Source organism: Levilactobacillus humaensis, assembly GCF_024345185.1.
GTDB lineage: Bacteria > Bacillota > Bacilli > Lactobacillales > Lactobacillaceae > Levilactobacillus > Levilactobacillus humaensis.
In genome coordinates, this window is sequence record NZ_BROB01000028.1 from 1 (window position 1) to 12,259 (window position 12,259).

The 12,259-nt window shown below is 50.2% G+C and carries 11 protein-coding genes and 1 tRNA gene; 8 read left to right on the forward strand and 4 right to left on the reverse strand.

Annotated features, from left to right (window positions below; genetic code table 11):
- The first annotated feature begins 534 nt into the window (after positions 1 to 534).
- The 4 genes from OCU14_RS08950 (at position 535) to OCU14_RS08965 (ending at position 4,120) form a co-directional block, all read left to right on the forward strand.
- The gene (locus OCU14_RS08950; protein ID WP_261810742.1) at positions 535 to 1,032 is read left to right on the forward strand and encodes a VanZ family protein; all 498 of its coding nucleotides are present in this window, start codon (positions 535 to 537) and stop codon (positions 1,030 to 1,032) included.
- A 5-nt stretch (positions 1,033 to 1,037) separates the two neighbouring features.
- Entirely contained in the window at positions 1,038 to 1,331 is a 294-nt protein-coding gene (locus tag OCU14_RS08955; protein ID WP_261810743.1) for a heavy metal-binding domain-containing protein, read from the forward strand.
- 52 nt (positions 1,332 to 1,383) lie between these two features.
- Positions 1,384 to 1,467, forward strand: a tRNA-Leu gene (locus OCU14_RS08960).
- Positions 1,468 to 1,618: 151 nt separating this feature from the next.
- On the forward strand, positions 1,619 to 4,120 hold the full coding sequence (locus OCU14_RS08965; protein WP_261810744.1) for an excinuclease ABC subunit UvrA: 2,502 nt from the start codon (positions 1,619 to 1,621) through the stop codon (positions 4,118 to 4,120).
- Positions 4,121 to 4,192: 72 nt separating this feature from the next.
- On the opposite strand, the gene OCU14_RS08970 is transcribed toward OCU14_RS08965, so the two are convergent.
- Positions 4,193 to 4,432, reverse strand: coding sequence for a hypothetical protein (locus tag OCU14_RS08970; protein WP_057879102.1), 240 nt, complete (start codon positions 4,430 to 4,432; stop codon positions 4,193 to 4,195).
- Between the two features lie 70 nt (positions 4,433 to 4,502).
- Entirely contained in the window at positions 4,503 to 5,912 is a 1,410-nt protein-coding gene (locus OCU14_RS08975; RefSeq protein WP_261810745.1) for a C69 family dipeptidase, read from the reverse strand.
- 132 nt (positions 5,913 to 6,044) lie between these two features.
- On the opposite strand from OCU14_RS08975, the gene OCU14_RS08980 reads away from it, so the two are divergent.
- From OCU14_RS08980 to OCU14_RS08995, 4 genes are all read left to right on the forward strand, one after another.
- Positions 6,045 to 6,749 carry a Crp/Fnr family transcriptional regulator gene (locus tag OCU14_RS08980; RefSeq protein ID WP_261810746.1) on the forward strand — a complete coding sequence of 235 codons (705 nt, stop codon included), beginning with the start codon at positions 6,045 to 6,047 and terminating at the stop codon, positions 6,747 to 6,749.
- A 146-nt stretch (positions 6,750 to 6,895) separates the two neighbouring features.
- On the forward strand, positions 6,896 to 8,779 hold the full coding sequence (gene asnB, locus OCU14_RS08985; RefSeq protein WP_261810747.1) for an asparagine synthase (glutamine-hydrolyzing): 1,884 nt from the start codon (positions 6,896 to 6,898) through the stop codon (positions 8,777 to 8,779).
- 161 nt (positions 8,780 to 8,940) lie between these two features.
- The gene (locus OCU14_RS08990; RefSeq protein ID WP_261810748.1) at positions 8,941 to 10,197 is read left to right on the forward strand and encodes a carboxylate--amine ligase; all 1,257 of its coding nucleotides are present in this window, start codon (positions 8,941 to 8,943) and stop codon (positions 10,195 to 10,197) included.
- A gap of 5 nt (positions 10,198 to 10,202) precedes the next feature.
- Positions 10,203 to 10,916: an aspartate/glutamate racemase family protein gene (locus OCU14_RS08995; RefSeq protein WP_261810749.1), complete on the forward strand. Its 714-nt coding sequence runs from the start codon at positions 10,203 to 10,205 to the stop codon at positions 10,914 to 10,916.
- Positions 10,917 to 11,280: 364 nt separating this feature from the next.
- Here the strand turns inward: OCU14_RS08995 and OCU14_RS09000 are convergent, their stop codons facing one another.
- Positions 11,281 to 11,622 (reverse strand): DUF1516 family protein, encoded by a 342-nt coding sequence (locus OCU14_RS09000; protein ID WP_261810750.1) that lies wholly within the window; start codon positions 11,620 to 11,622, stop codon positions 11,281 to 11,283.
- A gap of 63 nt (positions 11,623 to 11,685) precedes the next feature.
- Positions 11,686 to 12,216 carry a dihydrofolate reductase family protein gene (locus OCU14_RS09005; RefSeq protein WP_261810751.1) on the reverse strand — a complete coding sequence of 177 codons (531 nt, stop codon included), beginning with the start codon at positions 12,214 to 12,216 and terminating at the stop codon, positions 11,686 to 11,688.
- Between the last annotated feature and the right edge of the window lie 43 nt (positions 12,217 to 12,259).

Here is a 12,259-nt window from a genome sequence, read left to right on the forward strand (position 1 = left end):
GGCGTACACCATTAGAGGTCTTCTGGGAACAGATGAGGTTCTAATAAGTGTTCGGATAATTCTTGCAATCTCCCATACAATTAAATTGTTATTAGCAAGAAACTCACCTTGCTGATAGCCAGTTGAGTTACGGCGTGACCGCTAACCCACTGGAGATCGTTACCCTCACGTCAAAATGATTATATAGCATGTAGACTGGTGAGTGCAATGATTATTGACAAATTGAGTTTTTTGCCCACCTAGAGGTTGGATAGAAAAACCAACTCTAGGTAAGCCTAACTGGCTCAAGTATACCAGAAGACAACGCTGCAAAAAGAAAAATTTTATGAGAATGATAATCAGTGACTTAGAATTTGCTGAGTTTTTGCTGGCAATGACGGTGATTTTAGCTAAAAGATGGTCGTTACGGTTCAGGCAAGGTGCCTAGAAATGACGCTAAAGGCAGTGCTGCCAGTTGCGGACACAATCAGACACAATAAGCATTGTCGACGAGGCATAGAATCAGTATACTAGGGGTATCAGGGAGGCGATCCAATGACACGGTGGTTACCCTTTATGCTGGCCAGTCTGGTCTGCTTGGGGCTGGTGTTACGAGCCGGGCACCAACGGTCCTGGCCACGAGTTGGCTGGTGGATCGGGTGTTGGGTCCTGGTGGCATTGACGTGGATCCCTGTGACCGTGACCTTTGGATCGCAGGTGGCTGACATTCAGACCTTTCACTGGGCCAATGGTACCTGGGTATTGTGGCCACTTCAACCGGCAGGGATTGACGCCTCATTTTGGTTAAATATTGTCATGACAATTCCTCAGGGGATGCTCTGGCAGTGGAACTTTAACGGTCGTTGGCCCCAATGGCTGGGGGCCGGACTCGCTACCGGGCTAACTTTGGAGACCGGACAAGCGATTGGCAACTATCTGGTTGGTCTGGGTCGTTGGGTCGATATTAATGATGTCCTGACCAATGCGTTAGGCGTGCTCCTGGGAGCCCTTATCTTTGCATGGGGCCGACGCCAGGAACAACTTAGGAGGTAAGTGTAATGTTTATGACAACAGGGGGCCTCAACCGAGCTCACGAGATTCAAGGGATTATGACAGCAACACAACACGCGATGATGCGTTCCGAAAAACCTGATGAGTTTTCTTTGTTTGATGACTTATTTGATGCCGTTAAACAGAAATTAATGAAGCAGGCCCGGGAGGCCGGCGCAGACGGTTTGATCGAGGTTCGTTTCAATACCGAGGTTGTTCGGATGAGCGTGGCGCCAAAGTTTTTGGTTGTTCATGGCTATGGCACCGCGGTTAAATTCCCCAAAGCAAAAAAATCTGAATAAAAGGGTTCACATTTATTCACGGATAGTGTAATATATTACTTGTTGTTGAGTTGCCCCGATGGCGGAACTGGCAGACGCGCAGCGTTCAGGTCGCTGTTTGAGTGATCAAGTACAGGTTCGAATCCTGCTCGGGGCATCAGTTAACAATTCGGAGAGTCCGGTAAACATTACGTTTACCGGACTTTTTTGTGTCGATTTTTTAAAATATTGGTCCGTCCGCTTCCTGAAATCCAGACGAATCTGGCGTAAACTAGACCCATAACTCTTTGGAAGGGATTTGATTTTTCGTGACGACATTACCAACCAAGATTAAAGTTCGCGGCGCCAAGGTCAACAATCTAAAGGACCTGAACGTCGATATTTCTTTAAATAAATTCGTGGCGATCACCGGTCGGAGTGGTTCCGGTAAATCCTCGCTGGCGATGGGCGTACTCTATGCTGAGGGCGCTCGGCGTTATCTGAATGCGTTGTCGACCTTTACCCGTCGGCGTATCAACCAGATGGGGAAGGCGGCGGTCGATTCTGTTGAGTACTTGCCTTCAGCCCTGGCTTTGCGTCAACGACCACAGGTGCCCGGCGTTCGGTCAACGGTCGGGACCATGTCTGAAAGCTTGAATGTCCTGCGACTGGTCTTTTCACGACTGGGTTCACCCGTGTGTCCCAATGGTCACCGGATGGATCCGACCTTGGATGTCGCGGAGAACATGGGAAATCTGGTTTGCCCGGTCTGTGGCGTTCATTTTATGGCACCCGGGGCCGAAGACTTCGCCTTTAACTCCGGTGGGGCCTGTCCGGAATGTGGCGGATTAGGTGAGGTTCGCCAACTCAACGCCGATCTCCTGATTGCTGATGAAGATCAGACGTTGGAGGAAGGTGCTGTGGGGTCCTGGCATCTTCCTGGACGGAACTTTATGCCTTTAGTGGCCAATGCCATTGGGATTCCCATTGACGTGCCCTATAAGGAACTGAGCGACGCTGACAAGGAACGGGTTCTCCATGGCCCCAAGCAAACGGTGGAACTCAACATCCCCAGCAGCAAGGGCAAGATTTTCCATATGGATAACGCTGTTTATGAAAATGCCTTCTCGGCAGTCGAGGACAGCCTTGCCACAACTAAAAATGAACGAACGATTAAGCGGCTTAACCGCTTCTACACTTTTACCACCTGTCCGGCTTGTCACGGGACGCGGCTGAATCCAGAACGACTCAAACAATTATTAAATGGTCGTAACCTAGCAGAGGTTTGTGACCTGCCAGTCGCTGAACTCCGTGAATTTGCCAAGACGATTGTGCCTTGGTTACCTGCTAGGATGCGTCATCTGGGCCAAAACCTAGTTGATGAACTGGTTGCCAGCCTCCAACCCATGATGGACCTGGGCTTGGATTACCTGACGTTGAGTCGACCAGGGTCCACGCTGTCAACCGGGGAACTCCAACGAATTCAACTTGGGCGGACACTCCGGAGTGCAACGACCGGTGTCCTTTATGTTCTCGATGAACCTTCGGTGGGATTACACCCGGCCAACGTGGCGGGACTCATCAAGGCCTTCAGAGAACTGGTGGCTCAAGGGAACTCCGTGGTTGTCGTGGATCACGATACCAGTATTATCAGTGCTGCGGACGAGGTCATTGAGATTGGGCCTGGGGCCGGTAAACATGGGGGCACCGTGGTCGACCAGGGGTCAGTCATGACCATTGAGCAGAGTCCCAAGTCTTTGATTGCGCCATTTCTCAATGGAACGGCCACGTTACGCGAGCGGCCGGTACTCAGTGAGAAGCAACTTTGGGCCAAGGGGCAACTGGCGATTGAAGTCCAGCATCGGTTTAACATCGACGACGTGAAGGTTCGCTTCCCTAAGAATCGGTTGACGACCGTGACGGGGATGAGTGGGGCCGGTAAGACGACGCTGGTTCTGGATAGTCTGATTCCAGGCATCGCGGCGCAAGTGGCGCATCGACCGTTACCCAGTCATGTGGCCTCACTCGACCGGGCGAAGATTCGCCACGTGGTGACCGTGGATTCCGTCCCAGTGGGTAAGAATGTCCGGTCGACGGTCGCGACGTATACGGATATTTTGAATCGCTTACGTAAGTTATTCGCCGCAACGCCTGAAGCGAAGGTGCAGGGCTACACGTCCAGTCGCTTCTCCTATAATGTTACGGCGGGCGCCTGCCCGATGTGTAACGGGACCGGTCAGATCTCACTCGATGTTCAGTATTTACCAGATATCACCGAGGTCTGTCCCCAGTGTCACGGTCAGCGGTACAATCGCGAGACGCTAGCCATTAAATGGCAGGATTACAGCATCGCGGACATCTTGGCCCTGTCAGTTGATGAAGCCTTACCGGTTTTCGCCGATGAAAGTGGCATCGAAAGTACGCTGCAAATCCTCCATGATATGGGCCTGGGCTACCTCTTGTTAGGGGAGAGTACACCGGCCTTGTCCGGGGGTGAAGCGCAACGGTTGAAGTTGGTGTCACGGATTGGCAAACGCCAGACAGGGACGCTCTTTATCTTTGACGAACCAACCGTGGGTTTACATCCGTTGGATATTCAGCAGCTGGTCAAGGTCTTTGACCGCCTGATTCAACAGGGAGCTACGGTTATTGCTATCGAACACGACCTCGATCTGATTGCCAATGCCGACTATGTCATTGACATGGGACCGGGTGGTGGGATTAAGGGGGGCCATTTGGTGGCCACCGGGACACCACGGGAAGTCAGTGAAACGGCGGATAGTGTCACGGGACACTATCTTCACGAACATCTTAGTCGATTTGAAAAGTAGCAAAAAAGGAGGTCTACCAATTGGCAGACCTCCTTTTATAAGGACAAAGTTAAGTTCTAGTTTCGTGACGCCCTAAAGTTTCTTAGAGATTGTGTAACGCTTGCTCGTGGACGGGTTCTTTTGTCCATTATCCAGCTGCTGCTCCGCTAAGAAAATATCGAAAGACGGCGCACCGTTATCACTTTTAACAACAACAACATGGCCGGATTCTGTATGGCGTTCTTGATAAATCTGCGCGGTCTGAACGGCCTCGTGATAATCGTGGAAATTCCCAATAGAGTCACCAGGATTGAAAAGTACAATTTCATCCATCATAATCATTCCTTTCGGGGCTACTAGCTTAAATTCATTATAGCGCATTTATCTTTTGAACGATACCAATTTACAGGTTGGCATCCATGGTGAAAGACAGATCCGAAAGGGCCGCGTTGGCCTGAACGAGTTTTCCGGCCTGCGTCTGAATGGCATTGGCATAGGTGGCGGCAGTCTCGACATTTAAGCTACCTAGACTGGCGGAATTCGGCGTTGGAATGGCATCCCCCGCCTGTAGCCGTTGATAGCCCATCGCCTGAGTCGCGCCGAGAAAGTTATCGATAAGCTGACGGTTCTCGTGGTAGTGGGTCTCACTGAGGACGTCGAGTAGTTTGCTAGCCCAGTAGGGGTTCTCGCCCTGGTAGTCGCTGTTGTCGACAGCATAGTTTTCGGCAAGCTGATCCCCCTGTGCGTAGAAGGGCACGTAAGGATTGAACGCAGGGTTTCCGAAACACTGCCAAACGATACCAGCTAGCATTGGCACGACGTCGCGACGAAGCTGAAGAATGTGGGAGTTTTGCGTCCGCGACAAGCCAACGGCCCGGAACTGATGACGTTCCGTGTCGGTCCCGGTGCCCAGTGGATCGTATGGGGTTTCCTGATAATGGGATCCCAGGAAGTTGGCGATTTCGGGCAGGCTAATCTTCTTTTCGGCATGCTGAATAAACGGCAATTCTTGGTCGGTTGGATTTTCAAAGGCACTTGGCGTGAAGAGCTTGTGACCGTACCAGACCCGCGGTGTGTTGTAGTGACTATCCGTGGCGGTTGCCGTCCCAAAGATATGGCGGGAGTTGAAGCGATTGCCGTCGGGATTAAGGTGATGGCTCTGGACGAACTGCCGGATATTAGTTGAGGTCATAAATTCTTGTGGGCGATCAAAATCAATGTCCTGAATGGCCAGTTGGTTGGCAACGACGGCATAGGCGTCGTCCGGGATCCGTTGGGCAACCCAGTGGTGACCACTGACAATTTCCATGTACCAGACCTCGTCGGTGTCGCCGAAGAGGATACCGTTACTTTCCGCGGCACCATTAGTTTCGACCAGGTGTCCCAGCCGTTGAACGCCTGCCTTAGCGGAGCCAATGTAGGGAAGGACGACGGTCAGTATGGCATCTTCCGCAATTCCATCGACGACCAGGGGATCGACACCGAGGACCCGGCTATTGGCGTAAGCCGATTCGGTGGCACTCATGGCAATGTTCTTGGCGTTGATCCCACTCTCTTCGTAGAAGCCAGCCGAGGGATCGGAGTCAGGAACGGCCGTGTAATGATAGGCCTTCTCGGGCAGGGTCGTTCTGAATTGGTTGCCCTTTGAGATAAAGTTCAGGTTACGGGGTTCATCGGCCACGTGGACCACGACGCGTTTCGGCCAGATGGCAACACCATTATCTTCGTTGCGGGCGATTACCGGATTCCCATCGATCGTGGCGTTTCTACCGGCTAAAAATGAGGTACAGGCTTGATGTAGCATACGGGACATGAAAAATTCCTCCTTAATAAGTTAGCGGTTTCATTATGGCCACTATATCACAATCCACGCGGGAAGGCTTTCTTTACCGGTTTTAGCCGGTTGTTTGCTAAAATGGAAGATATGAGAAAGGAAGATGTGGTCATGGAACAAGGACATCAGCATCATCAACATTCAATTGAACGGGAACTGGAATGTGTGTCACAAGTCCCGATATTTCAGGGCTTGGCGGACGATCAGATGACCTCCGTGGCCCAAGTCACGCGGCCAATCCATGCGGATAAAGGGGATGCTGTCTTCAGTACCGGTGAGGTTTCCCGGACGCTGTATATCGTAAATACCGGCCAGGTTCGGCTCTACCACTTAGCTGAGGACGGGCGAGAACAAATCTTGCGGGTCTTGAATCCTGGGGACTTTATTGGTGAGATTGCGCTGTTTACGGATGAAATTCATACCTCCTATGCGCAGGCTACCAAGACGACCGAACTCTGCACAATTTCACGGGCTGCCCTGACCGATCTGATTACGACATTACCAACGTTATCGATGGCGTTGTTGGGGGCCTTGGCCGATCGATTGAAGACAGCCGAACGCCAGGCAACCTTGTTGGCCATTCCCGATGCCTTGCCACGCCTGGCAGGGTACCTCTTACAGATCAGTGGACACCGGGCACAACTGCTCGAGTTACCAATGAGTAAGCAGGACCTCGCCGCTTACTTAGGGATGACACCGGAGTCCATGAGTCGTAAGTTACGACAGCTGTCCAAGCGGGGGGCCATCGAAACAGTTGGCCGTCGTCAGGTTCGCATTACCGATGTCGATCAACTGGCCGAATTCGCCCCAGAATGATGGCAGTGTTTACTATCCGCTTAAGAATCTTTAATAATATGGTATTCACGAATTAAATTTGCTAAAATGATGGGTGTTGTGTTTCATTAAATATTAATGAACGTTCAAATCAAACTGACTATTAACGAGAAAAAGGGGATACGCACATGTGTGGATTCGTTGGCTATGTGAATCAAAAGGATGTTCCGTCTACCACGATTAACGATATGGCAGACCGGATTAAGCACCGTGGGCCGGACGACGAGGCATACTTTAAGGATGACCAAGCCGTTATGGGCTTCCGTCGGCTGTCAATCATTGACTTGGCTCACGGAAAGCAACCCATGTACAACCGGGACCAAACGAAAGTTTTAACTTTTAATGGAGAAATCTATAACTACCAAGAAATTCGGGCCGATTTACAAAAACTCGGTTACGAATTCCAAACGGATGTGGACTCTGAAGTCCTGATCCACGGTTACGACGCTTGGGGTCCTAAGTTGTTGGACCGTTTGCGCGGGATGTATGCCTTTGCCATCTATGACAAGACTAAGAACGAAGTCTTCGGTGCCCGAGATCACTTCGGTATCAAGCCGATGTACTACTACGATGACGGCGAGACCTTCCTCTGGGCGTCAGAAATCAAGGCCTTCTTGGAACACCCTAACTTCAAGAAGGAATTCAACGAAGCCCTGTTACCTATTCACCTGAGCTTTGAATTCATTCCTTCTAAGGAAACGATGTTCAAGAACGTCTACAAGGTTTTACCGGGCCAATACTTCATTCACCGCGCAAACGGCGAAACGGAAACGCACCGGTACTACAAGTTCAATTACGACCACATTGACAACAGTCAAACGGTTGAAGAAGATGCCAAGAAGATTCGCGGTATCGTCGACGAATCCGTTAAGACGCATATGATTGCCGACGTTGAAGTTGGGAGCTTCTTATCCAGTGGGATTGACTCTTCCTACGTGCTGAACGAAGCTTCTAAGCTCCAACCGATCCAATCCTTCTCCCTTGGATTTAAGAATTCCAAGTACAGTGAATTAAGCTGGTCCACGGAATTTGCCAAGGAGATCAAACAAAAGAATACACCACTCTACATGACCGGTGATGATTACTTTGATATCTTACCAACCATCATGTACTACATGGATGAACCTTTGTCTAACCCATCAGCCATGCAGCTTTACTACCTGTCTAAGGGGACACGTAAGTCCGTTAAGGTTGCCTTGTCTGGTGAAGGGGCCGACGAATTCTTCGGGGGCTACAACACTTACCTTGAAGCGATCCCATTCGAACGTTATCAGAAGTGGGTGCCAAAGGGTATTCGCAAGATGATGGGTGGCATTGCCGAAAAGATGCCACGGTTCCATGGTCGCCGTTTCTTAGTTCGGGGGGCCCAACCTCTGAGCGAACGGTACTACCGGGTGAACTACGTCTTCGACTATCATGATCGTAACAAGATCTTGAAGAACCCAAGTCTTAACCAGGATGCCGGGGCTTACACCAAGCACCTGTTTGATGACGTTAAGGGCTTAGACGAAATGACTCAGATGCAGTACTTCGATATCAACACCTGGTTACCTTATGACATCTTACACAAGGCCGACCGGATGAGTATGGCGAACTCACTGGAAGTTCGGACGCCATTGGTTGACAAGGAAGTGGCCAAGTTTGCCGCAACCATGCCAGTTAAGACGCGGATTCACACGGACGAAACGAAGGTTTCTCTGCGGACCGCTGCCGAAGCTGAATTACCAGAACGAGTGGCTAAGAAGGAAAAGATGGGCTTCCCATCCCCAATCGCAACCTGGATCAAGACGGAACCTTACAAGTCACGGATTATCGAAGCATTTAACTCCGACGTGGCCCACAAGTTCTTTAACACCGATGCCTTGATGGAGATTCTTCACGAACACATCAACGGTAAGTCCAGCATGCAAAAGATCTTTACGATTTACACCTTCATCCTCTGGTATGAAGTTTACTTCCCAGAAGATACGACGGCTAAGACCGTGGATCTTGTTCACCGGACCCAAATCTAACTGAATCCGGCCCCAGAAATGGTCGGCCGATAACGATCAAGGTTGCTATTGGACTCGTCCGCTAACAACCTTGATTGCGTTTATCTAGAAAAAACGAGTGGGGAAACCCACCCGGTACTTAACTCAATTATTTAAACGTTGTGAAGGGACTTTAAGCCGTTATGGAAACCAAGGAAGTCAAGTTTACCCCTGTTCTCTTGGGGAGTGATTTTAACGTCTACGGCATGGCACGCTCATTCTATGACCTGTACCATCAACCCGTTCAAGCCTTTGCCAGTATTCAATTGGCACCGACGCGTTACACCAAGATTGTGAATCTAGAATTGATCCCAGGATTCGATGAAGATCCTGTTTGGATTGAAACCATGCGTAAATTAAAGGAACGTTATGCCGATCATCCGGAACCTGTCATCTTGATCGGGTGTGGGGATGGTTATGCCGAATTAATAAGTAAGCACAAGGCAGAGTTGGAAGATGTCTTTATCTGCCCATACATTGATTACGACAAGTTACGTCACCTGAATAATAAGGAAAACTTCTACAAGGTCTGTGACCAGTATGGCTTGCCATACCCAGCAACGCGGATCATCACGAAGGATGAGGCTACGAGTGGTCAGCCTGTCGAACAACCCTTTGATTATCCAGTTGCCTTGAAGCCAGCCAACAGTGTGGAATGGTTAGACGTCCACTTTGAGGGGCGCAAGAAGGCCTTTCGGATTCAGTCAGCAGCGGAGTTCAAGGACATCGTTCAGAAGGTTTATGCCAACGGCTATACCTCCGACCTGATTCTTCAGGACTTCGTGCCCGGGGATGACAGCAATATGCGGGTGCTCAATGCCTACGTTGACCGGAATCATAAGGTGAAGATGATGTGTTTGGGTCATCCTTTGTTGGAAGATCCAGCCCCATCGGCCATTGGAAATTACGTGGCGATCATTCCGGAATATAACGAAACAATTTATCAAAACATTCAGAAGTTCCTGGAAGCCATCGAGTTTACCGGCTACGCTAACTTCGACATGAAGTATGATGTCCGGGACCACAGTTTCAAGTTGTTTGAAATCAATCTGCGGCAAGGACGGAGTAGTTTCTTCGTGACCTTGAACGGCTACAACCTGGCCGACTGGGTGGTTAAAGACTACGTGAAGGACAGCCTGAAGGATGCTCCGACGGTCTATGGTAACAAGGACGAAAGCCAGCACGCGCTGTGGTTAGGTGTGCCGGTCAAGGTCTTCAAACAGTACACGCGGGAAAATGCCGACAAGGATCGGGCACTGAAGTTAATTGCCGCCGGTCAGTATGGCACCACGTATCACTATGACCAGGATATGAACCTCAAGCGCTGGGCCTTGATCCAGTGGATGCAACACAATTACACGGTTAACTTTAAGAAATACTTCGCAGAAAATAAGGGGTAATCACCATGCAAAAATTCTTTACGATTATTGGCGGCATGGGCACCATGGCCACCGAGAGCTATATTCATCAGTTAAATCTACGGACGCCAGCGCACGCCGATCAGGAGTATTTGAATTATATTCTGGTGAACCATGCGACGGTTCCGGATCGGACAAACTATATTTTGGACCACAGTCAGCCCAATCCGTTACCCAGCCTGCTCGAAGATATTCAGCAACAAAGCCAGTTGAAGCCAGCGTTCTTTACGTTGCCTTGCAACACGGCGCACTATTTCTACGATGACTTACAGGCAGCGACCGATGTCCCATTGCTACACATGCCGCGTGAGACGGTCAAGGAGATTCAGCGTCGCTATCCCAATGCTAAGCGGATCGGGATTACCGGAACGCAAGGAACCATTACGGATAAGGTCTACGAGGATGAGGTCGTAGCGGCCGGACTCGAACCCGTGTTGCCAACGCAGGCAATCGAGGACGAAACCATGACGCTGATCTACGATCACATCAAGGAAAACAATGAAGTGGATGCCAAGCTCTACCACCACATTCTCAATGAGATGGTGACGGAACGGCACGCCGACGTGGTGATTCTAGGGTGCACGGAGCTCTCTTTGGCTCAGGAACGTGAACCAGAGCTCACCATTCCCGTGGCTGACAGCCAATCCATTCTGGTTGACCGGACATTGGAAATGGCATTGAAATTACGACAAGCTGATTAAGAGTGGGGCTTAAGGCGATTAACTAGTGAGCATTAACGTCGAAACGCAGATAATCCTGATTCTGGATTATTTACGCTTCGGGGTTAAGCGGAGCTAGTTGCCTTATGACGCACGTTTCAGCTGATTAAGAGTGGTAGTGGGAGTCTGGGGCAAACCCGGGCTCCTATTTTGATCGCGACAATTACGTAGCCGAAACGTGCAACAGCAGGCAGCTGGTTCCGCTTAAAACTGGTACCCAAATAATCCAAAACCGGGATTATCCGTTTACCAGCCTTAATGCTCGCCAGCTAATCGCCTACTGTTGCACTCTTCTTGGGATCAGAAAAGGTGTCGAGACCAATTGCCTCGACACCTTGTGAGTAATTTATTTGAAAGCGAGGGTGAGTCCCAGGCCAACTGTGATCAGGGCAACAATGCCCAGGATCCAGTAAATCAAATGGGGCGTATCGCGTTCCATCTTCCGACCGAAACTAATTTCGATGAGGGCGATGGTGGCGATGCCCAGAATGAATTTCAGACTGATTAGAAGTGGGGCGTGTACAAACGTCCGAATGGAGAGGACGACGCCGCTGATGATCATGACCAAGTAGGCAATTCGGGCGATCAGTAGGAACTGCGTGACCCGTTTTTCAGAGCGACGGGTGAGTCCGAGAATGACGAGAATTGTCAGGATGATCCACGTCCAAAAATGTAAGGCCAACCACATGACTAATGCCTCCTTAAAGTTTCAACTAGTACCAGCCTACCATATTCAACCAGTTCAGTGGAATTAATTTTGTCGTCGATAGACCATTTCGGCTAACGGTCCGTATTGGTGAACCGCCTGGAGCTCGAAGGTCTGAGGTTTGGCAAGCTCACCGAAGAGGCGTTTACCACGGCCAAGCAAGGTAGGGGCAACCTGGAGGAAAAGGTCATCTACCAGATTGGTGGCTAGGAGCGGCGTCATGACTTGTTGACCACCGACAATCCAAACATTTCCTTTGGCTTGCAAGCGTTGTGCTAAGTCAACCACTGGTGTGTCTGTGAAATGAATAGGTCCGTGATCAGGACGCAACTGGTGTGTCAGCACATAGCCCGGCATGTCAGCATTATAGGGATTCAGTGTGAGGCCCGCAGTCATGTCAGCCTGGATGGTGTCATAGGTGATCCGTCCCAGAATAGCACTGGCCATCTGGCTCAGAGTTCCCTGTCCGATGTTAGCGGGGAGGTCCGTCAGGCCAGTGAGCCAGTCCAATCGATCATCCTCGGTTGCCAGGAAGCCGTCAAGGGAGACGGCCCCGTAAAATTGAATTCTTCCCATTAGAAATCTCCTTAGGTGGCAAAATGGCGTTGGAAAAAATTCC